The organism is Micromonospora sp. NBC_00362 (assembly GCF_026342155.1).
Taxonomy (GTDB): domain Bacteria; phylum Actinomycetota; class Actinomycetes; order Mycobacteriales; family Micromonosporaceae; genus Micromonospora; species Micromonospora hortensis.
Genome location: NZ_JAPENH010000001.1, coordinates 125,038 through 149,831, shown reverse-complemented (window position 1 = coordinate 149,831; position 24,794 = coordinate 125,038). Strand labels below are relative to the sequence as shown.

The following is a 24,794-nucleotide window of genomic DNA, read 5'->3' as shown; positions in this document are numbered from 1 at the left end:
CCGGACCGGCGCAGGGGATCCGAGCCGGTCGGGTCGCAATAGCGGGTGCCGTGGCGGGATCTGCTGATCAACCGCTACGGCGGTTACCGTACTGGCGAGGGCTCTGGACCGAGCCGCGGCCACCGAGGTGCTGACCCTTTCCATGCGGCTGCGGCGAGGCCACCTTGCCCTTCGCGCGTCGGGCAGCCCGATTCGTGGGAACGGCAGACGCCTCCGCCTCCGCCTCCGCCTCGGCCTCGGTCTCGGCCGTTGTCGAGGTGTCGGCAGCCGCCGTGGGGTCGTCTTGGGCGGGTTCGTGCTCCGGCATCGGCTTCTCCTTGGATGTGGTGGGGTCCTGCGGGCCATCGACGGCCGGCGGCCGTGGACTGATCGACGCCGAGGTGCGCGCCTTGACGGTAGCGCAACGCCAGACCCAGGCGAGGTGTTCCCCCGCTCCGTGCTGGCGGGCACGCTCGTCGCCGCCAGCCCCGCCCACACTCGCAGCCAGCCGGAATGCGAGTCCTCCCGCCTCGGCCGTCCGCTGCCGTGACCGCCGCTGCCTAGGCCACGCCGGCGGTGACAGCGCAAACGCTGTCACCGCCGGCTCACCACCGTGCGCCGTGCTGGTGGACACGAGTCCGTTACTACGCCGGCTTCGCGTTCCGGGGCCACTCCGCAGCCTCCGGGAGCAGGTCGAAGATGCGGCCCATGGAGTACGGCTGGTACGTCGTCTGGGACTCGGCGATCTTCTCCCAGTCGGAATTGGTGAACTGGAACATCCACAGGGCGTCCAACTCGAAGTCACCGTGCCCTTCGGGAAGGTGTTCGAAATCCTGCTTCATCTCGTCGACATCGAGGCCGGCACTCGTCGTGTGGCTCTCGAGGTGAGAGCGCGCTGCCTCGTCGAGCATCAGCAGCTCAGCGATGGTGTGTGGCACCGGCGTCACTCCCCTGGCCAGCAGGTCACACAGGTCGACGCAGGTCTGCGCGAGCCGAACGAAGAATTCTGGCGGCTGAGCGATCAACGAAGCCGGAAACCCGACCGCGGGACCTTCGATCCCCCACATGAGGCCATCCGCCTGATCAACGAGGACCTCCGCCATACCGCACAACGACTCGTAGAGAGCAGCAGCCCAGCGAGGGCCGACGCCCCACATGGGACATACGCACACTTCTTCGTCGTCGTCCGCGCTCTCCATCAGGCAGCGGCACGATCCGCCGGGACCGCACTGGCCGCTGCCGACATCATCACCTCGGCGTTCGGCATACGATGGACAGCCGTCGCAGTAGTCGCACCCATCGGCGGGACACTGCGCGGCGGGAAACAACCCCGCCCAATCGATCTTGCTGCCATCCCTCGGCAGGTCGGGGACGTCGAGTTCGCTCACGAACCAGGTGGCAAGGAACTGCCGTTCATCGGTGACGTCGACGCGCTGTTGCGCTGCTTGCTCAAGCCCGGCTCGGACGCTTGCCGGCAGACTGAGCCAGAGGCCGGAGAAGTTCTCCTGCCCCTTGTCTGGAGAGTTCAACAGGTTGCAAATGGCGATCGCCTGGTGTGGCCAATCGAGCGTCGCGATGGCATCCAACTCGTTGCCGTTGCCTTTGTCGACGATTGCCATGACACGCGACTTGGTGGTGGTGTGTTGGGGCACGAAGGCGATTACTTCTCTGGGCACGACAGCTCCTCCCGGGCGCGCATGAGGGCACGCTGGGCTACGAAGTAGGAACAGAGGTCCGCGCTGGTTGTCCCGGTGCTTCCGTGGACTCCGCTTCGCGGGACATCAAACTAGCATGCCTGTCAATTGCAGGACCGGGCTGCGAGCCGGAGCAGAGCCGATCGCTGAGGATCCGCATCCGCCACGAACGGGTAGTTGCCGCTGAGCAGCCTGCCGTCGAGCCGGGTGAGATAGCGCAGCGGGCCCCGGTTGACGGCGTCGCCGGTGCGCCCGACGCGGGCCGTCCTCCGGACAACGACGGATCGCCGACATGCACAATCCATCGTTGTCCGGCCGGGACGACCACAGTCAAGTGGCCGTCACGTCGAGACGACCGTCAGACGGTGGTGCGGGACCACTGCTGGTTGGTGCCGGAATTGCACGAGTACTGCTTGAGGACCACCCCGTCCGCGGTCGCCGCGGCCGGTACGTCCACGCATTTGTTGCTGTGTCGTGCCCGGAGCTGGAAGTAGCCGCCGTTGGTGACCATCTGGAACTGCTGGTTGGTGCCGGTGCCGCAGGTGTACTGGACGAGCTCGGCGCCGTCGGCGGTCGACGCGCTCACCACGTCGAGACACTTTCCGCTGTTGCGGCTGACGATGCGCCAGTAGCCGCTACCGGCGTCCTGGAACTGCCACTGCTGCCACGCACCGCCGCTGTACGTGTACTGGCCGACGCGCGCGCCGTTGTCGGTGTTCGGCTGCTGGACGTCCATGGCCTTGCCGCTGTGCCGCGCATCGATCCGGTAGAACGTTCCCGTCGTGGGCGGAGGCGTCGTCGGGTCGCCGCCGCCGATGGTGTCGCCATAGGCATAGCGGATCCGGTCGGCGCCAGAAGTGTTGCGGATGGTCAAGTTGAGATTGGTGCCGCTGCCGCTGAGGGCGAACATCGAATACCAGTCGTGACCGGAGCCGGAGTTCTTGCCGCCGAGGGCGGGCCAGTAGGTGCCGCCCATCTGGTTGTCACGCATGACCTGAGCCATGGCGCGGATGTGGCGCACGAAGTTGTCGGTGCTGTTCGCGTCGGCGTAGTTGAGGCCGTTGTCCATGGGCCCGCCGAACTCGGTCGCGACCGCCCGGGAGGCACAGTTGCCCAGACGCGTCTGCATGTGGCTTCGCCAGGCGTCGTAGGTCATCGAGCCGTAGAAGAAAGCGTAGTGGTGGAAGGACAGCAGGGTCGAGTTGAAGCGGCTGTCGTTGCAGATGTCGCGCAGGTCCTGGCTTGCGCCAGTGCCGCCGATGAGCACCCGGCTGGGCACGGCCGAGTAGTGGGTGCTGAGCCAGTTGGCTGCGATGTCGCGCCACTGTGCCGAGCTGTAACCGCCCGGCTCGTTCATTGGCTCGAAGTACACGTTGGTGTTCGAACCGTAGGCGCTGGTCACGCTGGACCACATCGTGTTCCACGCGGCGAGGTTCGCGATCCTCGCGCCGGAGGAATGGTCCGTCCAAAAGGCGAGGATGACCTTGAATCCACGGGCAGTTGCGGCGTCAATGGCGCCCCGGTAGGCGTTCCACCAGGTGGTGTTGGCCACTGTCTGAGTGTTGATAGGCAGCCGGACGGTGTTGATCCCCATGGTGGAGGCCATGTCGTCGTAGAGGGCGTTGGCCTTGGCCTGCACTGTCGCGTAGCTGTCGGATTGGCTCAGGCCCTGCACGACGAGCGGGCTGGTGCTGAAGTTGTCACCCAGTTGAGCCCAGTTCATGCCTCGGAACTGGTTGGTGGCGGCGGCGGCGGGCGACGACGCGACGACGACCACGCCGCCAACCATCGCCGTCATGGCGGCCACCAGGGCGATCAACGTCCGGCGCATCGACCGGCTGATCCGTTTCATGCGTTGTCCAATCACTAGTTCGTGCCTCTCCGGGCCCGACATGTTGAGGGGTTAGCTGGTCACGCGGAAGGTCGCGTCGGCGCGGCTCTGCGCGTCGGACACCGGGTCGAGCCGGAGCAGGTAGGCGTAGTGCCGGAGGTAGCGGTCCGGGTGGCTGTAGGACTGGAACGACGTCCACGAGGAGTTGGCGAGACCGGCGACCTGCCGGAAGGTGGCGTCGGCCGCGAAGGTGGCGGTGCCGTCGTTGGCTTCCAACCGGAAGTCGTATCCGTAGTGGCGCAGGTAGTGGCCCGGATAGTTGACCGACTGGATGGAGACGGTGCCGGAGCCGACCAGGCCGGGCACCACCCGCCACTGGCCGTCCTGGGCGGGGCTGACGTTCGGGTCGATGCGGACGTCGTAGTCGTAGTGCCGCACGTACCGGTCCTGGAAGTTGTACGACTGGATCCGGTTGACAGCTGCGGCGGGCCAGCGGGCGAGCACCCGGTTCTGTTCGGCAGCGGTCAGGTTGAGGATTGAACCGTGCCGCTTCTTGGTGCCGCCCATCGCGTACGAGCCGGACGCCGGCAGCCGGTAGGCGCTCGGGCTCGACGGGTTGGTGGTCAGGACGGGCAGGTAACCGCGTCCGCTGGCGTACTGGTCCAGGTAGAGCACCCACTCGTTACGGGCGTTGACCTTCATCCACATCGGCCCTTCGACCTGGGCCCCGGTCAGCCCGATGCCGGACAGGTTCCCGAGGTTCGTCCAGGTGCCGAGGAGCGAGTTGCTGCCCTCGAGGGTGATCTGGGCGTCCCGGGAGGCCCGGACGTAGCGGTAGGCGCCGACACCGGATGGCACCTCGACGATCTGCGTGTCGATGATCTCCTGGTTGCCGGGTCGGCTGACGTAGATCTGCGGAGTGGTAATGCCGCGGAAGTCGGTCGTGCGCGCGTAGTAGATGCGGTGCTTGGCCGCACCGTTGAGCGGGACGTTCGTCGCCCAGTAGAGGACGTAGTCACCGGTGTCCGGGTTCCAGATCGCCTCCGGGGCCCAGGCGTTGCGTCCGTCCGGGATCGCGCCGGCGACGTTCAGCAGCCACGGCGCCGACCAGTTGACCAGGTCGGTGGACTCCCACACGACGAGGCTCCGGCTGCCGTTGTTGATCGCGTTCGACCAGTCCTGACCGCACGCGATGCACAGGTCGGTGGCCACGATCCAGTACCTGTCACCGCCGGGTGAGCGGACCAGGGCGGGGTCCCGGACGCCGCGGGTGCCGATGGGGGAACGCAGCACGAGCCCACCGTTGTTCAGGTCGGTCCAGCGCAGGCCGTCGGTGCTGTGGGCGAGGTAGATCTGCTGGTCGGTCGACGACTCGCCGGTGAAGTGCGCCATCAGGTAGCCGACGGTCGGGTCGAGCGCGGCTGCCTGCTTCGGTGTCGCCGCCGACCAGGTGGTGAACAGCAGGCATGCGGCGATCGCCACCGCGCAGAGCCGGGCGAGGACTCTCGACATGGGTCTTCTCTCCTTCGCGGGGCGCGGACGAGTCAGCTAGAGGGTCGGTACGACGGGGCGGATGGTGCCGTCGGCGTTGAACTCCATCCGGTCGATGGCGGTCTCACGGTTGGTGCCGTTGCCGGTCGGTACGGCGAACCGGTGGTAGGCGATGTGCCAGGTGTCGCTGCCGGGTGCGCGGACCACTGAGTGGTGGCCGGTGCCCTTGATGCCGACGTCGAGGCGTTTTTGCAGCACCACGCCGCGCCTCGTCCACGGCCCGAGGGGTGATGAGCCGGTGGCGTAGGCGACCCGGTAGTCCTCGCTGCGCGTGTCGTTCTCCGACCACATGAAGTAGTAGAGACCGTTGCGCTTGAACACGAACGGGGCCTCGTTGTAGCCCGACGGGGTGATGACCCGCGCCTGCGCCGCGTCGAAGGAGACCATGTCGGCGTTCAGCCGCACCGCCCGCGCGACGCCCTGCCCCCAGTACAGGTAGGACTGGCCGTCGTCGTCGGTGAACACCATGGGGTCGATCGTCTGCCCGCCGGAGAACTGGTCGCTGCGGATCAGCGGTCGGCCCAGCGCGTCACGGAACGGTCCGGTGGGGCTGTCGGCCACCGCCACGCCGAGCTGTTTGGCCGTGTTGCCGCTGGCCGCGCCGCCGCTGAAGTAGAGGTAGTAGCGGCCGTTGGCGGTCGCCACCGCCGGCGCCCAGGCCGAGTTGTCCGCCCAGGACACGTCCGGACCGTGGTCGAGGATCACGCCGTGGTCGGTCCAGTTGACCAAATCGGTGGAGGAGAACGCCTTGTAGTACGTGCCGGCCCAGCTCGCGTAACCGTCGGTGGTCGGGTACAGGTAGTAGCGGCCGTTGACGACGGCGATGTGCGGGTCGGCGAAGAGGCCGGGGATCACCGGCCCCATGGTGGTCCTGGGTGCCCAGGGCGCGACGGGGCGGAAGGAGCTGTCCGCTCGGAAGGCGGCCGTGTCCTGGTAGGCGTCGAGCCAGAGCGCGAAGTCGCGGTGCCGGATCCGCCGGTTCGGGTAGTTGTACGAGACGAGCGCCACCGATCCGCTGACCGAGCCCTCCACGGCGCAGAAGGTGGCGTCGGCCCGGAACGCCGCGTCGCCGGTGTTCGCGTCGACCCGCAGCCGGTAGTCGCGGTGCCGCAGGAACATGCCGGTCTTGGTCTGGAACGAGTAGCAGGTCGGCGACGCCAACCCGTTGACCACTGTGAAGGTGGCATCCAGCTTGGTCTGGTTGGTGCTGCTGGAGGTGACCGGGTCGAGCTGACCGAGATAGTCGATGTGCCGCACGTACCGTCCGGACTGGTTGACCGCCTCCAGCGAGACCGCTCCGGTCGGCAGCGTGGCGGCTTGGGCCGGCCCGTCGGCCACCACCACAACAGCTGCGGTGGCCACGGCGGAGAGCACGAGGAGGCAACGGAGACGCGTGGTCGATGCCACTGTCATACGTCGTGGAACCACCATCCCGGCCCCTCTCGAAAGATCATCTATGTTAGCGTTAACAAGAACGGGCCGTACTCTGGCTCGGGTTTTAGCGGTTCAGGTAACCGGCGACGCGCCCGCACGGGGCACCCCTGGCGTGACACGCGACTACAGGCACAATGTGTTCGGTTCGTAAATTTCGCGTTGCGGACAAGTGTTAGCGATCGCATAGACCAGTGTCAAGGGATCAACCGTGGTCGCTCCCCGGCATCCGGCGAAGCCGGTTGTCACGCTCGATCCGCTTCGTGGGTGCCCTGCTCTCTGAGCGCCTGACGCACCTGCCTGAGCGCGAAGCGGGCCGATCGTGGGGTGCTGCGGGATCTCGCGTCGTGGGCCCCGATCGCCTCGGAGCAGGTCATCCGCGACGCGCAGCGGGTCCTGCGGCAGTGACACCCGAATCGTCGAGTCCGACAACACGGACCCCCAGTCGCCGGGTGTGCCCACTGTGTCTCTGCCGGCGAAGCCTGAACTGGCCGCGGTGTCGTCGACAGTGGTGCGAGGGTTAGCCGTGTAGGGCGGCGATTAGCGCGTCGGGTTCGACGGTGGTTGGCCGATCGCTGACCTGCCCGTCGCCGAGTTCGATAACCCGCCACACGCCGTCGGCGCGTAGGGCGAGGTCCACTGTGACGAAGGGCAACCCGAGCCCGGCGATCATCGGGGCGACCGGCTCCAGGTCGACCTCCACCGAAGGGAAATCGTTCGGGGTGTCCGGATGTGGGCCGACCAGGACGCACTCGCCGTTGACCCACCAGGTGCGTACCTCGGCGGAGGTGAACCGCTCGAAGCGACGCAGCACGAACCCGCCCACGAAGTCGTCCTCACGCAACTCCAGGAACCGGCTCGCCACTCTCCGGACGGCCACCGCGTCGTCGAGTTCGGGGATGAAGGCGGCATCGTTCCAGTAGTGCTTCATCGACTTGGTGTAGTCGCGCAGCACCGCCGGTCCCGCACCGAGCGCGACACGCGCGCGGTCAAGATCTGCCTGCTCCGAGCCGTGGGTCCACACCGACGCCGGGGTGACTGCCGCCAACGCGGCATACCAGCCGGGCAGCTCGTGTGCCCGCCGATACTGCTCACCACCGGTTCTCAACACCACACCGCGCTCGGCGAGAGCCTCGGCGAACGCCGCGTACCGCTCGCTGCGCAGCATCCAACCGCGGTAGACCGCCACGCCGCTGCCCGAGACCGAGGCCACCGCCCGACGTACGTCAGCGCCCCGCGCCAAGGCGTCGTGGTCGACCACCGCCACCTGGAATCCCGCAGCACGGGCCGCTTCAGCCTCGGCCACGAAGTGCTCGTCCGGGCGGCGTGGACGTAGCGGGTTCGCGGGAACGATCAGGATCACCTCCGTATCCTGCCCGCGGAAACTGGTTGCCTGTCGCCGGGGTCGCGCCGACGATCAGTCGATGCCCAGTGACCAGGCAACCCCTGACTTCTCGATCAAGCCCACCCTCACCGGTGAGCGAGTGATCCTGCGGCCCTTCGTCGACGACGACCTGGACACCTTCTGGGCGGCGGTGGCCGACCCCGAGGTGGCCAGGCTGACCGGCAGCCCGGCCGACGACGCTCCCGACGAGGAGCGAATGCGTTCCTGGTACGGCAGCCGCAACGCGCAGACCGACCGACTCGACCTGGCGGTCGTGGACCGCGCCACCGGGGCCTGCGTCGGCGAGGTGGTCCTCAACGACTGGGACCCCGACAACCGGAACTGCAACTTCCGCACGCTGCTCACCGCCGCCGGCCGCGACCGGGGCCTGGGGACCGAGGCGGTACGCCTGGTCGTCGGCCACGGTTTCGAAAGGCTCGGCCTGCACCGCATCTCGCTGGAGGTGTTCGCCTTCAACCCCCGGGCCTGGCGGGTGTACGAGAAGGTCGGCTTCGTTGCCGAGGGTGTGCTGCGGCAGGTCCTGCGCGACGGCGACGACTGGGTTGACGCCACTGTGATGTCGATCCTCGCTCCCGAGTGGGCGGAGCACCGGGGACACCCCGAGCGCCGAGGCTCGTAGCAGCGGTCGAGGACCGAGGGCGTCAGCTCTGGATGGAGAACGTCGCGACAACACCGTTGTGGTCCGACCTGGTGCCACCGACGATGTCGTAATCGGTCATCCACATCAACTGGCGTTCGGGCAACCGCTTCCAGAAGTAGACGTAGTCGATGTGCCGGTTGCCGTGCGTTCCGGTGCCCTTCTCGCCGTACAGGTTGTAGTTGGAGCGCAGATTCGGTAGCTCGTTGGCCTCGAAGACCTGCCACGGGAACTTCGCGTACCCGTAGCTCCGGTCGGCACTGAAGTCGACGTTGAGGTCTCCGCTCACGATGACCTGGCCCTCGTCCTGCTTGTCGACCGCCAGTTCCTTGAGACCCTGGAACTGCGCCTCGGCGCACCTGGTGCGCGGCAGGTCCTCCGGCCGGCCGGCGGTTTCGATGCTGGCCACCGCGTGGGCGTTGATGTGGGTCACGTTGCGGCCAGTGGACTTGTGCCGGTACGTGACCCAGTTGTTGTACCGCGCTGGCGGCACCTCGCCCGGACCGTTGGTGTCACAGACGAAGATCGAGCCCTTGTCGAGTACGTCGAACATGCTCTTCTTGGCGATCAGCGCCTCGCCGGCCTGGTTGATGCCGCCCGGCGCGTACAACCACCAGCCGTTGTCGGCGGCCCAGCTCGCCAGGAACGTCTTGCGGGCACCAACCTCGTTGAGACCGACGAGGTCGGCCTTGGACGCGATCAGGTTCAGGTCGTGCACGAAGTCGGCCTGGCTCAGCCCGTAGTAGATGTTCAGCGTGGCCGCCTTGAAGCCCACGCTCGCGGCAGCGGCTGGTGCGGCCGGCAGCAGGGCCGCCACCAGTGCGACCGCGCCCGCGAGGGCGCCCAGGGCGCGGGTCGCCCAGTCCGTTGTGCTGCGCATCGAATTCCCTCCGGATAGGCCGCCGGCGATGGCCGGCCAACGGACACTATCGACTGGAGCCGACGCGACGCCGAACATCCGGTGACGAAGCACCGACAGACCTGCGTCGGCCAGTGCCGGTCGACCAGATCCCCCATCGGCAGTGGTGGAGCTACGCAAAGGTAAGGCCGTCGGACCGGGCGCGTTTGAGCTCGGAGAAGGCCCGGCAGCCGGCGAGCAGGCGAGCGCCGTCGAAGACACGGATGGCCTCCTCGCCACGAGGGATCGAGGTCAGCACGGGGCCGAAGAAGGCCACGTCGTCGACGACGACAGTGGGGGTGCCGAGGTCCTCGCCCACCAGTTGCTGCGCGCGGGCGGTGCTCGCCCGCATCTGCGGGTCGAGGTCGCTGCGGTGGGCGGCGTCGGCCAGGTCGACCGGGAGGCCGGCCTCGACCAGGGCCAGCGGGACGACGGTGTCGAAGTCCTTGTCGCCGGCGTCGTGGATCCGGCGGCCGAGCGCCGGGTACAGCCGCGCGAGGGCGGCGGGGCCGTGTTGCGCGGCCGCCGCCACACACACCCTGGCCGGCCCCCACGCCCGGTCGTTGAATTCGCGGTACCAGGGCTCCAGGTCACGGTGTTCGTTGATCACCGCGAGGCTCATCACCTCGAACCGAAGGGTGAGCGGCCGCATCTTCGCGACCTCCATGAGCCAGCGGGAGGTGATCCAGGCGAACGGACAGGACGGGTCCACGTACGCGGTGACCACTGGAGCTGACGTTCGAGGCAATTTGTCTTCCACGGAAGACAATTTATCTTCCCTGGAAGGTAAGATGCAACTGTGGAAGACGACCGAATCGCCGACATCGTTGGGCAGTGGGGTCGCGAGCGACCAGACCTCGACCCCACCCCGCTGCTGATCATCGGTCGCATCCAGCAGTTGGCCGCCGTACTCGATGAGGCCCTGCGGCCGCCGTTCGCCGCGGCGGACCTCGGCAACGGCGACTTCGACGTGCTCGCAGCGCTGCGCCGCGAGGCTGAGCCCTACACGCTCACGGCGGGCCAGCTGAGCCAACGGATGCTCGTGACCACCGGAGCCGTGACCAAGCGGGTGGACCGACTGATCGCCCGCGGCCTCGTGTCGCGCTCGGTCTCCACAGCCGACGCGCGCGGCAGAGTGGTCGGGCTGACGCCGACCGGCGTGGCGTTGACCGACCGGCTCATCGAGGAACATCTGGCCAACGAGGCGGCCATCCTTCGCGGCCTGACCGACAGCGACCGCCGAACCCTCGAGCGCCTCCTGGCGGTGATGAATCGAACCCTGACCTCCGGAGATCGTGGACCCGGGGGCGGCGGCCACGACGGGTGACGCCCTCGGTCATGATCGGCCAGTCCTCGGATTACCATTCCGCCATGGACGACACCACCGGCGGCGTACGCATCAGACGCGGTGGCCCGGCCGACGCGCCCGCCGTACTGGACATGCTCGACTCCGCGGTGGTCTGGATGAACGACCGCGGCAACACCGAGCAGTGGGGCACGACGCCGTTCTCGGAGAAACCCGAACGGGCCGCACAGGTCGATCGGTACCTGACCGAGAACCTCCCGTTCATCGCGGAAGTGGACGGGACGCCGGCCGCAGCCCTGGTGTTGGATTCCGGGCCCGACCCCCGGGCACCGATCGCGCCCGCTGAGGAACCCGAGCGGTTCGTCCGCCTCCTGGTCTCCGACCGACGATTCGCCGGCCGGAAACTCGGGTCGGCTCTGTTGGCCCACGCCGTGGAGGAAACCCGGCGAGCCGGCGTGCGGTTGCTCCGGGTCGACTGCTGGGCGGGCGGTGACGGCGAGTTGGTGGCGTACTACGAGCGCCACGGGTTCACTCCCACCGAGACCTTCCTGGCCGGATCCTGGCCGGGGCAGGTGCTGGCCCAGCGGATCGATTGAGCCGTGCGCCCTTTGCCACTGAGCGTGGGGTGGGGGCCATCGGACCGATATTCGGGCGTCTCGCCGGGGCGCGTCCACTAGCGTCCCGCCTCATGGAGAACACCACGGTACGCACTGAACGCCTCGAACTCCGCCCGGTGCGGGACGAGGACATCGATCGGATCCTGGAGTACCGAAACCTACCGCAGGTCACGCACTGGCTACTCCGTACGCAGGTCGACAGTGCGTCCTTCCGCGCGGCATGGCGACGCGCGGCCACCGACCCCGACGATCACAGCATGGCGGCCACGCTCGACGGCGTGGTGATCGGAACCGTCTCTCTCGGCGTCGTCGACGGCATGGGTCAACCCGGCATGCCACAACGGACCGAGGCTGAGCTCGGCTACATCTTCGATCCCGCCTACGGCGGACGTGGGTACGCGACCGAGGCGGTGACCGCAGTGGTGGCGCACGCGTTCGACCGGCTGGGCGTTCGGAGAATCACCGCCGGCTGCTTCGCTGACAACCTCGCCTCGGTGCGAATCCTGGAGAAGGTCGGCATGCGTCGTGAGCAGCACGGCGTCGGCGACTCCTGGCACGCCGAACTGGGCTGGGTGGACGGCTACACCTACGCGCTCCTCGCCGAGGCATGGCATCGAGAGGCGGCACCGTCGGAGCAGCCGGTCGCGTCCATACCGGTGCCGCGAGCACGGTGAACCTGTGGCGTCACGGCGACCTGCCTGCCGGCAGTGGCGAGGCTAGCCGCTGGTGGACTCCAGCTGATCGAAGGCCATGCTCCACCAGGACTTCGGGTCGGCGAACGCGGACGAGTCGACGCCCATCAGTTCCTCGCGGATCGCGGCAGCGCGGGCGGCTCGAGCCCGACCGCCCGGGTCCGTGGCGATGAGCTGCCCGAGCCGGTAGAGGAACTCGACGAACGCCGCGAATGTCGCGTTGACCGCCTCGAAGTTGGGGGTCTCCAGGTCCAGCAACACGACGGCTCCGGTCAGCGCGTCGAGGCAGAAGAGCAGCTGCGGGTCCTCCGGTGAGCTGCCGAGGACGATGTGGATGCGAGGGCTGGCATCGCCGACCTCGATCTTCAGCTTGGAGAACAACTCCATGCCGGAGACGTTGACGTCGACCGTGAACAGGATCGGCACGTCGACCGGGATGGCCCCGAACGGCGGGAAGACCTCTGGCGTCAACGGGCCGAGGACGTCCTCGAACCGGTCGAGCGGGAAGTAGACCATCCCGTCGGCGCCCCAGAGCGCCGTGAGCTCCTCATGTGTGGCGGTCAATCGTCCGTCTCCTCGTCCTCGTCGCCGGGCGTGGTCAGGCCCTGCTCGTCGAGGAAGCCCCACCAGTCGTCGTCGTCGTAGCCAACCTCGCCGTACCCGGCGCCGAAGACGTAGTAGGCGAGGAACGAGTCAAGGTCCGGCGCGACTTCGAAGAACGCCTCACGCATGAACCACTCGTCGGTCGTCTCCGCCGGGAAGTACCAGACCGCGCCGGTGTCGCGGCGGATCAGCAGCGGCTCTTCCTTCAGTGTGCCGAAGACCAGCCACTCGGCGGGTTCGTCAGCGACGCCGGTGAGCTCGGGCATCTGATCGAGGTAGCCCTGGATCTTGCCGATGTTCGCGGCTGCGGGCAGGTCGAACGAGCCAGCCAGGATGCCGTCGGCGGTCTCCAGCAGCTCCCGGACCGACTGCGGCAGACCAGCGGGTATCCGCTCAGCCGGAGCGCCCTGGTCGATCTGTGCCCAGACCAGCGTCGCGGGCTGGTCCGCCTCCAGGTCGGTGCGCAGCTCCGCGATGAGCTCCCGCAGCTCGGGATTCAATCCACTACCTCTATTCGGATCGGCGTGCCGTCGGGCAGCTTCATGATCTGTTGCCAGATCTGCTGACCGACATCCCGGTTCGTGTCGCCGTGCAGCAGCTTCAGATTACTAACGTCGTCGGGGCCACCGAGTTGCAGCTCCCACACATGGTCGGGCTGCTGCAGGCGGAGCCGCTCGGTGAGTTTGTTCGACAGCTTCTTGTCGTGGGGCCAGTACTTGTCGAAGATCTTCTGCCGGATGCGCGCCTTGTAGCCTTTTGTGATTGTTTCGTCCCGGGCGACCGGATTGGCCTGCTTGAACAGCTTGCCCTCGTCGCTGAGCTTCTTCAGCGCGTTCATCTTGCGGTCGAACTGGGCCCGCGCGTGCATCGACTTGCGCTTCACCTTGATCGTGACCTCGGGCAGGTCGTTGTTGCGCACCACCGGCTTGGCGGAGGCCTTCTGCACCGCCGCGCGGACAAGCTTGCCGCCCTTCGGCTTGCCCGACCCGCCACGTTGTTTCGAGCTTTTCGGCGCCCTGCTAGGCATCGAGAAGCTCCTGGATCACCTGATCGATCAGCAGGCCGACGATCTCCCGCGTGATCATCTGGAAGATCGGGATCTCGGCCAGCGACACGCCGAACGTGACGACGGCGGTGGCGATCGCCTGCGCCACCGCGAACGCGAGGATCGCCAACTGCACGATCACCTGGATCTTCAGCGCGAGCACTATCGCGGCGGCGATGATCATCCCGGTGCCGATCAGCATCGCGGCCTGGGAGTAGTCCGGCAGCGCGCCGGGACCGCTCTCCGGTTTGGACCACCACTTCTGGAACGCCTGCATCGACTCGCCCTGGTGCTGCGACCAGACCGCTGCCGCAGCCGAACCGGCCTCCCCGGAGGCGTCCGCGACCGTGCCGGAGAAGTCCAGCCAGGCCTGGCCCATCTCGAACAGCTTTTCCTCGTCGGCCTCGGGCCAGGTGTAGCCGATCCAGCTGAGCGCCGTGATCAGCTCACCCGGCAGTTGCAGTCCCATGTCGTCACCCCAGCATTCCCTGGATGTCTCGCAGCGCGCTCACGGAGGCTTCCTCGACCAACTCGAAGTTGTCGGCCATCTTTGTCAGGTCGCTACCGGCCGAGCCGATCTCTTCGGCGGCCACGCCGATGCAGTCCAGGACCCAGGCTGAGGTCTCCGTGTACGCGATGCCGATCAGCGAGCCGATGTCGTCGGCGCCCCACGGCTCGCCGTATCCCTGCATCTGCGCCTCGAAGCTCTCCAGCTGCCCGATGAAGCGTTCGGCGGCGCCGATGACCTCGTCGCCGCCGGAACGCAGCAACGCGGGCTCGACCTCGAAGCCGTTCATCGGGAACCTCCCCGGGCCATCCGCTCCTGCGCGTCAGTGAGCGCCTGCAGGAACGCGCCGAGCCGTGGCACGGCCGTGTCTCGAACCTGCTCCAGCTGCTCGGTGAGCTGCGAGAGGTCGCCGGAGGCCGGCACCGGGCCGGTGCCGCGCATCGAGTCGATCGCCGCGTTCACGGCCGCGATCACGTGGTCGCAGACCTCGGCCGAGCCGAGCCGCATCATCCGCGGGTCCAGCGTCAGCGACTCCAACCGGCCATCAGCGCCAAACTCGGCACGGACCTGTCCCTCGGCGGACTCACCGACCCGACGCAGGCGCGCGGCCTCCTCGTCCTCCGGCGCGTTGCCGGCGGCGCGCAACGCGCCGACCGTCGCGTCCAGCATGCGAGCGAACTCTCCGCTCGCCGGCTCATTCACCGACATGCGCCCTCCATCGATCGCCTCCGAGACAGTGGAAAGCGTAGTCAGACCCGGCAAATCGTGTGGTCCCGGGAGACGGGTACCCCATCGAGGGTTGTCGAACGGTGCGAGCCGTCTACGGACCGGGGCGACCGGGTACCCCCCCGCGCGCGCTGTGGGTGAAGCTGGCCGATGGCGCCACCGTACGTTGCTTCAGGCGGTCGCCAGACGGACCATGAACTGGCAGCCGTCGGAGGTGTTGCGCACCTCGACCCGACCGCCGTGCGCCTCCACCAGGCCATGGACGATGGCCAGGCCGAGCCCTCCGGACGCCCCGCCGTCACCGGGGCCGGGCGTGCGGGCCGGTTCACCGCGGAACGCGATGTCGAACAGGCGGGGAAGGTCGGCCGGGGGGATGCCGCCGCAGGTGTCGGCGACCGACAGCCAGGCGTGGTCGTCCTCCCGGCCGGCTTCGATGCGTACGGTGCCGTCCTCAGGGGTGTAGCGGACCGCGTTGAACAGCAGGTTGGCCACGACCCGGGCCAGCTCCGGTTCGCTCGCGGCGACCGTCGGCCACCCCGACTCGCTGGCGATCAACGTGATTCGGCGAGCGTCCGCCAACGGGATGGTGCTGGCGAGCGCGTCCGAGACCACCTCTCCGAGCGGCACCGCCGTCAACGACAACCGCAACGCTCCCGCGTTGATCCGGGACAGCTCGAACAGGTCGTCGACGAGTCGGGTCATCCGGTCGGTCTCCAGTCGGATGCGTCGGTGGTACTCGTCGACAGTGTCCGGATCACGCACCACCCGGTCCTCCAACGCCTCCGCCATGGCCCTCAGCCCGGCGAGCGGGGTCCGCAGGTCGTGGGAGACCCAGGCGACCAGGTCACGCCGGCCCTTCTCCAGTTGCCGCTCCCGCTCCCGGGCCTGGTCGCGCCACACCGCGGCGCGGGCCAGCTGCCGGCCGAAGTGCCCACCGACGGCGAGACTGACCACCGCTGCCGCCGCGACGGTGATCAGGACCACCTCAAGGTCGTGCGCGGAGAGGAACATCGCTTCCGCGACCGCCATCACCCCGACGGCGACGGCGACCACAGTGGTGGTGAGCAGCACGTTGAGGTGCACGGTGATCGAGCTGCGCCGGAGCGCACGGAGCAGCACCGCGCCGGCGAGCCCGATGCCGAGCGCCGCGCCGAGGGCGATCGCGAAGATCAGAAGTACGTCACGCATGGGCGGGCTCATAGCGGTAGCCGACGCCCCAGACCGTCACGATCCGCCGCGGATCGGCCGGGTTCGCCTCGATCTTCTCCCGCAGCCGGCGTACGTGCACTGTCACTGTCGAGTGGTCCCCGAAGTTCCAGCCCCAGACCTGCTCCAGAAGCTCGGCCCGGCCGAACACCCGGGACGGATGCCGCATGAGGTGGACGAGCAGGTCGAATTCGCGCAACGTCAGGGCCAGATCCGCACCGGCGAGGCGGGCGGTTCGGGAGGCCGTGTGCACCACCAGGTTGCCGTCGGTGAGCGCCTCTGGCCGCTCGGGTGGCGCCCCGGCGCCGGCGCGACGGAGCACCGAACGGACCCGCAGCACCAGTTCCCGGGGTGAGAAGGGCTTGGTGAGGTAGTCGTCCGCGCCGAGTTGCAGCCCGAGGATCCGGTCGGACTCGTCACCGCGCGCGGTGAGCATGACGATCGGTACGCCGTCCGGCCGTACCCGCAGCGCCCGGCACACCTCCAGGCCGTTGATCAGCGGCAGCATCAGGTCGAGCACGACCAGGTGTGGCGCCTGCCGCTCCACGGCCGCCAGTGCCGCCGCCCCGTCGGCCGCGAGGCTCACCTGGAAGCCGTCGTTCTCGAGGTAACGACGGATGACGTCGCTCACGGTCTGATCGTCGTCGACCACCAGCACACGCTGTGTCACGGACCGTCCCCGTTCCGCCCCGTCAACGTCTCCCCCAGATGTCCATCGGCCCAGCGTAGCCAGGCACCAGACTCCGCCCGCACCGGCAAACCTTGCGAGGTTCTTACGGCTCCGCGCGGAGACCCGCCCAGGCGTACGCGAGGTCATACGGTGACCGGAATGCGGATCCTTGTCACCGGTGCGGCCGGGTTCATCGGCTCACACGTCGCCGACCTGCTCACCGACGACGGGCACGAGGTGGTGGCGGTGGACGCCCTCCTGCCCGAGGCGCACGCCTCGACGGCGCCGCAGTGGACCGAGCGGCACGACCTGGTGGTCGGTGACGTACGCGACGGCGAGTTGCTGACCCGGCTACTGGCCGGCGTCGACGCTGTCTGCCATCAGGCAGCCATGGTCGGCCACGGCGTCGACCCCGCCGACGCCCCCCGGTACGCCGCGCACAACGACCTCGGCACTGCCACCCTCCTCGCGGCGATGCACGCCGCCGGGGTGCGCCGATTGGTGCTGGCCAGCTCGATGGTGGTCTACGGCGAGGGCCGTTATCACTGCCCGAGCCACGGGATCGTCCGGCCAGCCAGCCGCCGGGTCGTCGACCTGGCCGAGGGCCAGTACGAGTCGACCTGCCCTCGCTGCGACCAGGCGCTCTCCCCCGGTCTCGTGCCCGAGGACGCGCCGTTGGAGCCGCACAGCACGTACGCCGCCACCAAGCTGGCCCAGGAACACCTCGCCGGCGCCTGGGCCCGGCAGACCGGCGGATCGGTCTGGGCCCTGCGCTATCACAACGTCTACGGCCCGCGAATGCCCCGCGACACCCCGTATTCGGGCGTCGCGTCGATCTTCCGGTCGGCGCTGGCCGCCGGACGACCGCCCCGGGTGCTGGAGGACGGCCGGCAACGTCGCGACTTCGTGCACGTGACCGACGTGGCCACTGCCAACCTGCTGGCCCTCACGACACCGGCACCGGATCCCCTGACCCCGATCAACGTCTGCTCGGGCGAACCACACACCGTCGGCGAGTTGGCCCACGAGCTGGCGTCGGCGATGGGCGGGCCACCGCCGGTCACGGTCGGGGGCGGGCGGGCGGCGGACGTACGGCACGTCGTGGCCGACCCGGCACGCGCCGCCCGGGTGCTCGGTTTCACCGCCCGGGTCGGCTTCGCCGCTGGCATCGCCGACTTCACCACCGCGGTGATGCGGGAACCGGCATCGGTCACGACACCGTCCACAGTAGGTGGTTGACGGCGAGAGCCGTGGCAGCCTGGGCGGCCAACCACCACCGTCGGTGACAGTGGGGCAGGTGCGCGGTGGCTACCAGCAGCCAGACGGTGAACGGTAGCCAGATCCGCTCGACCTCGGCCTTGCTGAGCCCGGACAGGTCCGCCGCGAGCACCGCCGCCGTCGCCGCGAGGGGCAGCCACACGGTGGGTCCGGCGCTGGCGATCCGCTGTCGGAGGGCCGTCGCGAACGGTGCCTGCGGTGCTCGGATCGACACGGCGGCCACCGCCCGCCGCAGCGCCGGCCCAACCACCGGGCCGGCCGAGAGCAGCAGGGCGGCGAGATTCGCCCAGACCCAGTAACCGTACGGACGTTCCGCCGCCCAGCCCTGGTAGTAACGACGTGCCACCAGGTGGTAGCCGTCCAGCCACCAGAAGCCGGCGACAGTGAACACGGCGACGACGGCCGCGACCGCCGTCGCCGCGACCAGGAACACGGCGAGGCGGTCCCGCGCCCGGAGCAGCACCACTGTCAGCGCGAGCAACCCGACCAGGACGAACCCGTACGACAGGTAGAGCGCGAAGCCGAGCAGCAGCCCGCCCAGTGCGGCACCTGCTCGGCCACCCACCGCCAGCAGCGCCAGCCCGGCGGCGACCACCGCGGCGAAGATCCCGTCCGCGGACGCGCCCACCCAGACCGCCCCCGGGAGGAGCACCAGGAACGGCCACACCGCTCGGGCCGCGTCCTCGGCGCCGAGTGCCCGCAACGTCACCGGAACCGACACCGACACCGTGGCGCCGAGCAGGACGCAGGCGAGCCCGGCGGCGGTCCCACCGCCCAGGCCGATCCGCTCCAGCCAGACGAAGAACAGCAACGCTCCCGGTGGGTGAGCGGCGGCGTGGGTGGACCACGAGTCGGGCTGGAAGTCGAGAATACGGTCGGCGAAGCCGGACAGCATGATGCCGACGTCCGTCACCCGGGGCACCTCGTGCAGGTACTCGGCCTGCACGGTGAGCCGCTCGGTCAACCCCGCGGACCAGCCGTCCACCAGGGCCAGCGACAGCGTCCAGAGCAGCGAGGCGAGGTAGCCGACCGCCAGCAGCCGCGGCCACGGCGTGTCGGTTCCCCAGCGCACGCCCCGCCAGACGAACAGCGCCGCGAGGAGAAGCGCGGCGGGGGTGCCGGGCCCCAGATGGGGCTGCCAGGTCGCGTAGAGCGGCGCCGCGTCGGCGTGTAGCCGTACGCCCTGATGGTTGAGCAGGGCGCCGACGGCGACGGCGAGGGCGAGCACTGCCACCTCGGCGCCGAGGACGATCAGGTCGGCGGACCGGGTTCGTCCCGGCCGGGTCATCATGGTCATGGTGACGGCCGACGATACGACCTCCTACCAGGCATTCGGCGGCCAGACGGTGAGACGTCAGCGAGTCGTAAGATCCGTTGCCGTGTAAGCGATTCGTAAGGAGAAACGGCGGTCCGGACGCCCGGTGGCGGGCCTAGCGTCGCCGGTATGCACACAACGATCGACGTGGTGTTGCCGTGTCTGGACGAGGCGGCCGCACTGCCTGCCGTACTGAGCGGGCTACCGCCCGGCTACCGCGCCATCGTGGTCGACAACGGCTCCACCGACGGTTCGCCGGTCGTCGCGGCCGAGTACGGGGCCCGGGTCGTCCATGAGCCGCGACGCGGGTACGGGGCTGCCGTGCACACTGGCCTGCTGGCGGCGGAGGCGGATCTGGTCTGCGTGCTCGACGCGGACGGTTCGTTCGACCCGGCCGAGTTGCCCAGGCTCGCCTCGGCGGTGCTCGACGGGCGGGCCGATCTCGCCGTGGGGCGGCGTCGGCCGGTCTCGGCGGACGCCTGGCCGTGGCACGCCCGCGCCGGGAACGCGCTGGTCGCGGCCCTGCTGCGGCGTCGCGGCGTGCCGGTGTACGACATCAGTCCGATCCGGGTGGCCCGCCGGGCGGCGCTGCTGGGCCTCGGTGTCGACGACCGCGCGTTCGGCTATCCCCTGGAGTTGCTGCTGCGTGCGGCCGGAGCGGGCTGGCGGATCCTCGAACTGGACGTCGCGTACGCACCCCGGGCCGCCGGGACCCGCTCGAAGGTCTCCGGGTCGGTCCGGGGCACGCTGCGGGCGACCCGGGACTTCGCCGGAGTGCTGCGGGCCGACGCCGGTGGTGGCCGGTGAACGTCCTACTCCTGGTCGCGAAGGCGCCGGTCCCCGGGCAGGCAAAGACGCGCCTCTGCCCGCCAGCCGATCCCACCCAGGCAGCCCGGATCGCGGCGGCGTCGCTGTTGGACACCCTCGCGGCGGTGCGCGCCACCGCCGCGACCATTCCCGTGTTGGCCCACACCGGTCGATTCGCCGACGCCGAGTACGGCGCGGAGTTGACCGCCGCGTTGGCCGGTTGGCACCTGCTTCCGCAGCGCGGTGACACGTTCGCCGACCGCCTCGCGAACGCCCACGCCGACACCGCTGCGGCATTTCCCGGACGGCCGGTGCTGCAGATCGGCATGGACACCCCGCAGATCCGGCCGGCAGTGCTCACCACCGCGCTCGACCGGCTCGCCGAACACGAGGCGGTGTTCGGGCCGGCGCTGGACGGCGGTTGGTGGGCACTCGGGTTGCGCGATCCGAGGCACGCCAACGCATTGCGCGACGTACCCATGTCGACAGACGACACCGGTCACCGCACCCTCGCCGCGCTGCACGGGCGCGGCGTAGACCCGGCGATCCTGCCCGTGTTGCGGGATGTCGACGACTGGTCGACGGCGCTGGCGGTCGCGGACGACCTACCTGGCACCCGGTTCGCGAACGCCGTCGCGTCGGTGGGCGGCCATCTGCTGAGCGGACACCCCCGGTGAACCCGACGATCAGTCTCGACGGTTTCGACGTGGTGCTGGGCGGACTCGGCGGGTGGTCCGCCGACCAGGACGCGTACGGCACGTCGGTCGGCCCGAGACCTGCGACCCCACCCGACCACTGGCTGGTGCACACCGACGGGCGACGTGACCTGTTGCCGGTACGGCGCTGGCACGGTCCGCCCGAACCGGCAGTCGAGTCGGTCGCGGCACGCTGCACCGGGCCCACGATCGACCTCGGCTGCGGCCCCGGCCGGTTGACCAGGGCACTCGCCCAGCGCGGCCTCGTCGCACTGGGGGTGGACATCTCCGCCGAGGCGGTACGTCTGACCCAGGGGCGGGGTGTGGTGGCTCTACGACGCGATGTCTTCGAACCCCTTCCCGGCGAGGGGAGGTGGGCGCACGCCCTGCTCATCGACGGCAACATCGGCATCGGTGGCGACCCGGTCCGCCTGCTGCGCCGGTGCGGCACCCTGATCGCGGCCGACGGAACGCTGCTGGTGGAGGTGGAACCCCCGGGGGCCGGGCTGTGGCAGGGACAGGCGTACGTCCTGTCCGGATCGTCTGGCGATCGGGAACTGCGCGGGCCGGCGTTTCGCTGGGCGCGGGTCGGGGCGGAGGCGGTGGCCCGCGCCGCCGCCGCTGCCGGCCTGCGCGTCGTCGACAGTTTCCGGTTCGGTCAACGCTGGTTCGCCGAGTTGGCACGCTCATGATCCGCCAGCCCCGCGTCCCCGCCCCCGAGGACTTCACCGCGCCCTCGCACTCACCGCTGGTCACCGCCCGGCTCGGCCTCTGGCTCGGGGTGGCGTTCGGGCTGTGTTTCGGCACCGGGCTTCTCAGCCACTACATCCAGCACCCGCCGGGCTGGTTCACCTGGCCGACCCGACCGGTCAACCTGTACCGGATCACCCAGGGCGTTCACGTGCTCTCCGGTGTCGCGGCGATCCCGTTGCTGCTGGCCAAGCTGTGGAGCGTCTATCCCCGGCTGTTCGTCCGTCCGCCGGTGCGTCAGCCGATCCGGTTGTCCGCCCACGCCCTCGAACGGATCTCCGTTCTGGTGCTGGTCTGCGGCGCGTTCTTCGAACTGGTCACGGGTCTGTTCAACGTCGCCCAGTCGTACCCGTGGGGGTTCTTCTTCCCGACGGCGCACTACGCGGTCGCCTGGCTGGTGGTCGGGGCGATGCTGCTGCACGTCGCGGTGAAGCTCCCGGTCGCCCGCGCGGCGCTGAGCACCCCACTACGGCGCAGGAGGGCGGTGCCGACTGCGACACCGGGGCCGGACGATCGGGAGTCGTCGGAGCGACGGGCGTTCCTGCGTACCTCGGCGGGCGTCGCCGGCATCGCCGTACTGGCCACCGCCGGGGTCACAGTGCCATGGCTGCGTCGGGTCTCGCCGCTGGCGTGGCGTTCCGCGTCCGGGCCGCAGGGCGTACCGATCAACCGCACGGCGGCTGCCGCGCGCATCGTCGTTCCCCCGGACTGGCGTCTGGAAATCGTCTGGTCGGGCGGGCGAGGCAGCCTTTCCCTGGCCGACCTGGCGGCCCTGCCGCAACGGACGGCAGAACTGCCGATCGCCTGCGTCGAGGGCTGGAGCGCCTCGGCCCACTGGACCGGCGTGCCCGTCGTTCAGTTGCTCCGCTGGGCCGGCGCCCCGACCGGCCGACCGGTTCGGGTCACCTCACTGGAGACCGACGGCCTGTACGCGGCCAGCACACTCCCTGCGGCCCATGCCCGCGACTCGCTGACCCTGCTCGCCCTGCGGATCAATGGTGAGCAGCTGTCTCCCGACCACGGTTACCCGTGTCGACTCATCGCGCCGAGCCGGCCGGGGGTCCTGCAGACCAAGTGGGTGGCCCGGCTGGAGGTTCTGCGGTGAGAACCGTTCGGCTGCTCCTGTTCGTGGTCGGTGCCGCGGCCACCGCGTACGGCGGTTGGTTGCTCCTCCCCCAGTTCGGCCCCGCCCTGCCGTGGCTGATCGGCGGCCCGGTGCTGCACGACGTCCTGGTGGCACCGCTGGTCGGACTGGTCGGGGTGGCGCTGGGTCGACTGGTGACGAACCGGCTGCGCCTGGCGTGGATCGCCGCGGGCCTGCTGGCCAGCGCCACGTTGGTGCTGGTCGCGGTGCCCCTGCTGTGGCGACCGCCCTCGGCGCCTCCGAACCCGGGCCTACCGGACCGCGACTACCCGTTGGGGCTCGCCGTCGGGCTGGCTGTCCTCTGGGCCGTGATCGTGGTCGTCCTGGTCGTCGCCGCCATTGTCGACCGACGCGTCGCGCACCGACGGGCCGACCGTCGCTGAGTCGACCCCCAGCCGCTTTTCACTGTTCGCCCAGGAGGGGTTACACATGTCAGCAGGAGACACCAGCACGACCGATCGCCCGCCGGTCGCCGTGATCGGTGGATCGGGGTTCTACGAGTTCCTCGACGACGTCGCCGAGGTCACAGTGGACACACCGTACGGACCGCCGAGCGACGTGCTGTCCGTCGGGAGTGTCGCCGGGCGGCCGGTGGTGTTCCTGCCGCGCCACGGACGCGGGCATGCCCTTCCCCCACACCGCATCAACTACCGGGCCAACCTGTGGGCGCTGCGGGCACTCGGCGTCCGCCAGGTGCTCGCACCGGGCGCCGTAGGTGGCCTGCGACCGGATCTGGGGCCGGGGACGCTCGTCGTGCCGGACCAACTGGTCGACCGGACCAGCGGCCGGGAGCAGACCTACTACGACGGACAGCCGCGCGCGGACGGGAAGCCCTCCCGGGTCGTTCACGTGCCCTTCGCCGACCCCTACTGTCCGGTCGGACGGGCCACTGTCCTCGACGCCGCCCGATCCGCCGGTTGGCAGCCGGTCGACGGCGGAACCATGGTCGTCATCGAAGGGCCCCGATTCTCCACCCGTGCCGAGTCGCGCTGGTACGGGCGGGAGGGCTGGTCGGTCGTCGGCATGACCGGCCACCCGGAAGCGGTGTTGGCCCGCGAACTGGCACTGTGTTACACCGCGCTGTCAGTGGTGACCGACCACGACTCGGGCGTCGAGGTTGGCCAGGGCGTGACCCAGCAGGAGGTGTTCACTGTCTTCGCCCGGAACATCGACCGCCTGCGGCTCCTGCTCGGCGACGCGGTGAAGACGTTGCCGGAGGACCAGGGAGCCTGCCCGTGCGGACAGGCGCTGGCAGATATCGAGCGGTGAGCGTCGTAAGAGTTCCGAAAGGGTTCGCGAACAGTTCGATGGCGGTTCCGGCCGTACGCTGCGGGGGTGATAAAGCGGATGTTCCGGTCGCCGGTGGTCCGAGCCGGTCTCGCCGTCGTTGTCGTCGTGGCGATGCTGGGCCTCTACTGGTTCCAACCGTGGAAGCTGTTCACCGACACCTACGTCGACGAGGCGATTCCCCGCGTAGCGGCGACGTCGGCCGCGCCGACTCCGGCGTCCGCGACCCCGGAGTCCTCGACGCCGGCCCCCGCGACCTCGGCAGCCACCCCCGCGGCGAACGAGATCCTGACCGTCGGCGAGTTCGTCACCCATGAGCACCGGACGACCGGCACTGCCGAGATCCACCGGCTCGCCGACGGGAACCACCAGCTCGTCATCCGAGACCTGAACACCTCGAACGGTCCGGACCTGCGGGTGTGGCTGACCGACCAACCAGTCATCCGGGGCACAGCCGGCTGGCGGGTGTTCGACGACGGCGAATGGGTCGAGCTGGCGAAGCTCAAGGGCAACAAGGGCAACCAGGTGTACGAGCTACCGGCGTCAGTCGACCCAGCCGACTTCCGCAGCGTCTCCATCTGGTGCAAGCGGTTCGCGGTCTCCTTCGGCGCGGCAGATCTCACGAGCGCCTGACCGGCCCACCCGGGGCGCAACCTGCCGGACACGGCATTGACATCTTTCACTGCGCGATCTAGCGTCGGGGCGAATCGATTCGACGC

29 protein-coding genes are annotated in these 24,794 nt (G+C 69.3%); 12 read left to right on the top strand and 17 right to left on the bottom strand.

All coding sequences use genetic code 11. The features are described 5' to 3' along the window. Positions 1-67: 67 nt before the first annotated feature. From OG992_RS00695 to OG992_RS00670, 6 genes are all read right to left on the bottom strand, one after another. Positions 68-307 (bottom strand): hypothetical protein, encoded by a 240-nt coding sequence (locus tag OG992_RS00695; RefSeq protein ID WP_238684085.1) that lies wholly within the window; start codon positions 305-307, stop codon positions 68-70. Between the two features lie 316 nt (positions 308-623). Next, on the bottom strand, positions 624-1,655 hold the full coding sequence (locus OG992_RS00690) for a hypothetical protein (RefSeq protein WP_266301957.1): 1,032 nt from the start codon (positions 1,653-1,655) through the stop codon (positions 624-626). Between the two features lie 376 nt (positions 1,656-2,031). Further along, entirely contained in the window at positions 2,032-3,525 is a 1,494-nt protein-coding gene (locus OG992_RS00685) for an RICIN domain-containing protein (protein ID WP_266301956.1), read from the bottom strand. Between the two features lie 51 nt (positions 3,526-3,576). Continuing rightward, a complete protein-coding gene (locus OG992_RS00680) occupies positions 3,577-5,016 on the bottom strand; it encodes a glycoside hydrolase family 43 protein (protein ID WP_266301955.1) in 1,440 nt (479 codons plus the stop codon). Between the two features lie 36 nt (positions 5,017-5,052). Continuing rightward, positions 5,053-6,462: a family 43 glycosylhydrolase gene (locus OG992_RS00675; RefSeq protein WP_266301954.1), complete on the bottom strand. Its 1,410-nt coding sequence runs from the start codon at positions 6,460-6,462 to the stop codon at positions 5,053-5,055. A 544-nt stretch (positions 6,463-7,006) separates the two neighbouring features. Then, positions 7,007-7,849, bottom strand: a complete 843-nt coding sequence (locus OG992_RS00670) for an ATP-grasp domain-containing protein (RefSeq protein WP_266301953.1) — start codon at positions 7,847-7,849, stop codon at positions 7,007-7,009. Between the two features lie 61 nt (positions 7,850-7,910). On the opposite strand from OG992_RS00670, the gene OG992_RS00665 reads away from it, so the two are divergent. Continuing rightward, positions 7,911-8,510, top strand: a complete 600-nt coding sequence (locus OG992_RS00665) for a GNAT family N-acetyltransferase (RefSeq protein WP_238684091.1) — start codon at positions 7,911-7,913, stop codon at positions 8,508-8,510. Between the two features lie 22 nt (positions 8,511-8,532). Here the strand turns inward: OG992_RS00665 and OG992_RS00660 are convergent, their stop codons facing one another. Together OG992_RS00660 and OG992_RS00655 are read right to left on the bottom strand one after the other, a co-directional pair. Further along, complete coding sequence (locus tag OG992_RS00660; RefSeq protein ID WP_266301952.1) at positions 8,533-9,408, bottom strand: endonuclease/exonuclease/phosphatase family protein; 876 nt, start codon at positions 9,406-9,408, stop codon at positions 8,533-8,535. Positions 9,409-9,559: 151 nt separating this feature from the next. Next, the gene (locus OG992_RS00655) at positions 9,560-10,186 is read right to left on the bottom strand and encodes a disulfide bond formation protein DsbA (RefSeq protein WP_323181756.1); all 627 of its coding nucleotides are present in this window, start codon (positions 10,184-10,186) and stop codon (positions 9,560-9,562) included. Positions 10,187-10,225: 39 nt separating this feature from the next. Between OG992_RS00655 and OG992_RS00650 the strand changes: the two genes are divergently transcribed. The 3 genes from OG992_RS00650 to OG992_RS00640 all read left to right on the top strand — a co-directional run bounded on the left by OG992_RS00650 (position 10,226) and on the right by OG992_RS00640 (position 12,023). Beyond that, entirely contained in the window at positions 10,226-10,753 is a 528-nt protein-coding gene (locus OG992_RS00650; RefSeq protein WP_266301951.1) for a MarR family winged helix-turn-helix transcriptional regulator, read from the top strand. 44 nt (positions 10,754-10,797) lie between these two features. Next, on the top strand, positions 10,798-11,328 hold the full coding sequence (locus OG992_RS00645) for a GNAT family N-acetyltransferase (RefSeq protein WP_266301950.1): 531 nt from the start codon (positions 10,798-10,800) through the stop codon (positions 11,326-11,328). Positions 11,329-11,420: 92 nt separating this feature from the next. Continuing rightward, a complete protein-coding gene (locus OG992_RS00640) occupies positions 11,421-12,023 on the top strand; it encodes a GNAT family N-acetyltransferase (protein ID WP_266301949.1) in 603 nt (200 codons plus the stop codon). Between the two features lie 42 nt (positions 12,024-12,065). On the opposite strand, the gene OG992_RS00635 is transcribed toward OG992_RS00640, so the two are convergent. The 8 genes from OG992_RS00635 to OG992_RS00600 form a co-directional block, all read right to left on the bottom strand. Continuing rightward, positions 12,066-12,605: an SUKH-4 family immunity protein gene (locus tag OG992_RS00635; protein WP_238684096.1), complete on the bottom strand. Its 540-nt coding sequence runs from the start codon at positions 12,603-12,605 to the stop codon at positions 12,066-12,068. Next, positions 12,602-13,144 (bottom strand): SUKH-4 family immunity protein, encoded by a 543-nt coding sequence (locus OG992_RS00630; protein WP_266301948.1) that lies wholly within the window; start codon positions 13,142-13,144, stop codon positions 12,602-12,604. The genes OG992_RS00635 and OG992_RS00630 overlap by 4 nt, the downstream gene beginning before the upstream one ends. Next, positions 13,141-13,671 (bottom strand): endonuclease, encoded by a 531-nt coding sequence (locus OG992_RS00625; RefSeq protein WP_238684098.1) that lies wholly within the window; start codon positions 13,669-13,671, stop codon positions 13,141-13,143. Before OG992_RS00625 ends, OG992_RS00630 begins: the two co-directional genes overlap by 4 nt. Beyond that, positions 13,664-14,158 (bottom strand): hypothetical protein, encoded by a 495-nt coding sequence (locus OG992_RS00620; protein ID WP_266301947.1) that lies wholly within the window; start codon positions 14,156-14,158, stop codon positions 13,664-13,666. Before OG992_RS00620 ends, OG992_RS00625 begins: the two co-directional genes overlap by 8 nt. Positions 14,159-14,162: 4 nt before the next feature. Continuing rightward, on the bottom strand, positions 14,163-14,486 hold the full coding sequence (locus OG992_RS00615; RefSeq protein WP_238684100.1) for a hypothetical protein: 324 nt from the start codon (positions 14,484-14,486) through the stop codon (positions 14,163-14,165). After that, complete coding sequence (locus OG992_RS00610; protein ID WP_238684101.1) at positions 14,483-14,905, bottom strand: YbaB/EbfC family nucleoid-associated protein; 423 nt, start codon at positions 14,903-14,905, stop codon at positions 14,483-14,485. The genes OG992_RS00615 and OG992_RS00610 overlap by 4 nt, the downstream gene beginning before the upstream one ends. Positions 14,906-15,094: 189 nt before the next feature. Next, on the bottom strand, positions 15,095-16,111 hold the full coding sequence (locus tag OG992_RS00605; RefSeq protein ID WP_266301946.1) for a sensor histidine kinase KdpD: 1,017 nt from the start codon (positions 16,109-16,111) through the stop codon (positions 15,095-15,097). Beyond that, on the bottom strand, positions 16,104-16,799 hold the full coding sequence (locus tag OG992_RS00600) for a response regulator transcription factor (protein ID WP_238684103.1): 696 nt from the start codon (positions 16,797-16,799) through the stop codon (positions 16,104-16,106). The genes OG992_RS00605 and OG992_RS00600 overlap by 8 nt, the downstream gene beginning before the upstream one ends. A 159-nt stretch (positions 16,800-16,958) precedes the next feature. Between OG992_RS00600 and OG992_RS00595 the strand changes: the two genes are divergently transcribed. Further along, a complete protein-coding gene (locus OG992_RS00595; RefSeq protein WP_238684104.1) occupies positions 16,959-18,038 on the top strand; it encodes an NAD(P)-dependent oxidoreductase in 1,080 nt (359 codons plus the stop codon). Here OG992_RS00595 and OG992_RS00590 read toward each other — a convergent pair. Beyond that, entirely contained in the window at positions 18,010-19,374 is a 1,365-nt protein-coding gene (locus OG992_RS00590) for a hypothetical protein (RefSeq protein ID WP_266301945.1), read from the bottom strand. The genes OG992_RS00595 and OG992_RS00590 overlap by 29 nt on opposite strands. 147 nt (positions 19,375-19,521) lie before the next feature. Between OG992_RS00590 and OG992_RS00585 the strand changes: the two genes are divergently transcribed. The 7 genes from OG992_RS00585 (at position 19,522) to OG992_RS00555 (ending at position 24,708) form a co-directional block, all read left to right on the top strand. After that, the gene (locus OG992_RS00585) at positions 19,522-20,199 is read left to right on the top strand and encodes a glycosyltransferase family 2 protein (RefSeq protein ID WP_266301944.1); all 678 of its coding nucleotides are present in this window, start codon (positions 19,522-19,524) and stop codon (positions 20,197-20,199) included. Beyond that, positions 20,196-20,876: a DUF2064 domain-containing protein gene (locus tag OG992_RS00580; protein ID WP_266301943.1), complete on the top strand. Its 681-nt coding sequence runs from the start codon at positions 20,196-20,198 to the stop codon at positions 20,874-20,876. The genes OG992_RS00585 and OG992_RS00580 overlap by 4 nt, the downstream gene beginning before the upstream one ends. A 122-nt stretch (positions 20,877-20,998) precedes the next feature. Next, positions 20,999-21,586, top strand: coding sequence for a class I SAM-dependent methyltransferase (locus OG992_RS00575; protein WP_323181938.1), 588 nt, complete (start codon positions 20,999-21,001; stop codon positions 21,584-21,586). Beyond that, on the top strand, positions 21,583-22,749 hold the full coding sequence (locus OG992_RS00570) for a molybdopterin-dependent oxidoreductase (protein WP_266301941.1): 1,167 nt from the start codon (positions 21,583-21,585) through the stop codon (positions 22,747-22,749). Before OG992_RS00575 ends, OG992_RS00570 begins: the two co-directional genes overlap by 4 nt. Then, positions 22,746-23,171 (top strand): hypothetical protein, encoded by a 426-nt coding sequence (locus OG992_RS00565; protein WP_238684110.1) that lies wholly within the window; start codon positions 22,746-22,748, stop codon positions 23,169-23,171. The genes OG992_RS00570 and OG992_RS00565 overlap by 4 nt, the downstream gene beginning before the upstream one ends. 46 nt (positions 23,172-23,217) lie before the next feature. Further along, positions 23,218-24,057 carry an S-methyl-5'-thioadenosine phosphorylase gene (locus OG992_RS00560; protein ID WP_266301940.1) on the top strand — a complete coding sequence of 280 codons (840 nt, stop codon included), beginning with the start codon at positions 23,218-23,220 and terminating at the stop codon, positions 24,055-24,057. Positions 24,058-24,135: 78 nt separating this feature from the next. Further along, complete coding sequence (locus OG992_RS00555) at positions 24,136-24,708, top strand: DM13 domain-containing protein (protein WP_266305120.1); 573 nt, start codon at positions 24,136-24,138, stop codon at positions 24,706-24,708. Positions 24,709-24,794 lie beyond the last annotated feature (86 nt).

Excerpts from the sequence above, each read along its gene's own strand:
- OG992_RS00660 (WP_266301952.1), bottom strand. The coding sequence starts at position 9,408 with ATGCGCAGCACAACGGACTGGGCGACCCGCGCCCTGGGCGCCCTCGCG.
- OG992_RS00560 (WP_266301940.1), top strand. The coding sequence starts at position 23,218 with ATGTCAGCAGGAGACACCAGCACGACCGATCGCCCGCCGGTCGCCGTG.
- OG992_RS00570 (WP_266301941.1), top strand. The coding sequence starts at position 21,583 with ATGATCCGCCAGCCCCGCGTCCCCGCCCCCGAGGACTTCACCGCGCCC.
- OG992_RS00685 (WP_266301956.1), bottom strand. The coding sequence starts at position 3,525 with ATGAAACGGATCAGCCGGTCGATGCGCCGGACGTTGATCGCCCTGGTG.
- OG992_RS00610 (WP_238684101.1), bottom strand. The coding sequence starts at position 14,905 with ATGTCGGTGAATGAGCCGGCGAGCGGAGAGTTCGCTCGCATGCTGGAC.
- OG992_RS00585 (WP_266301944.1), top strand. The coding sequence starts at position 19,522 with ATGCACACAACGATCGACGTGGTGTTGCCGTGTCTGGACGAGGCGGCC.
- OG992_RS00665 (WP_238684091.1), top strand. The coding sequence starts at position 7,911 with ATGCCCAGTGACCAGGCAACCCCTGACTTCTCGATCAAGCCCACCCTC.
- OG992_RS00640 (WP_266301949.1), top strand. The coding sequence starts at position 11,421 with ATGGAGAACACCACGGTACGCACTGAACGCCTCGAACTCCGCCCGGTG.
- OG992_RS00695 (WP_238684085.1), bottom strand. The coding sequence starts at position 307 with ATGCCGGAGCACGAACCCGCCCAAGACGACCCCACGGCGGCTGCCGAC.
- OG992_RS00645 (WP_266301950.1), top strand. The coding sequence starts at position 10,798 with ATGGACGACACCACCGGCGGCGTACGCATCAGACGCGGTGGCCCGGCC.
- OG992_RS00555 (WP_266305120.1), top strand. The coding sequence starts at position 24,136 with ATGTTCCGGTCGCCGGTGGTCCGAGCCGGTCTCGCCGTCGTTGTCGTC.
- OG992_RS00680 (WP_266301955.1), bottom strand. The coding sequence starts at position 5,016 with ATGTCGAGAGTCCTCGCCCGGCTCTGCGCGGTGGCGATCGCCGCATGC.
- OG992_RS00595 (WP_238684104.1), top strand. The coding sequence starts at position 16,959 with ATGCGGATCCTTGTCACCGGTGCGGCCGGGTTCATCGGCTCACACGTC.
- OG992_RS00590 (WP_266301945.1), bottom strand. The coding sequence starts at position 19,374 with ATGACCATGATGACCCGGCCGGGACGAACCCGGTCCGCCGACCTGATC.
- OG992_RS00605 (WP_266301946.1), bottom strand. The coding sequence starts at position 16,111 with ATGCGTGACGTACTTCTGATCTTCGCGATCGCCCTCGGCGCGGCGCTC.
- OG992_RS00615 (WP_238684100.1), bottom strand. The coding sequence starts at position 14,486 with ATGAACGGCTTCGAGGTCGAGCCCGCGTTGCTGCGTTCCGGCGGCGAC.
- OG992_RS00620 (WP_266301947.1), bottom strand. The coding sequence starts at position 14,158 with ATGGGACTGCAACTGCCGGGTGAGCTGATCACGGCGCTCAGCTGGATC.
- OG992_RS00625 (WP_238684098.1), bottom strand. The coding sequence starts at position 13,671 with ATGCCTAGCAGGGCGCCGAAAAGCTCGAAACAACGTGGCGGGTCGGGC.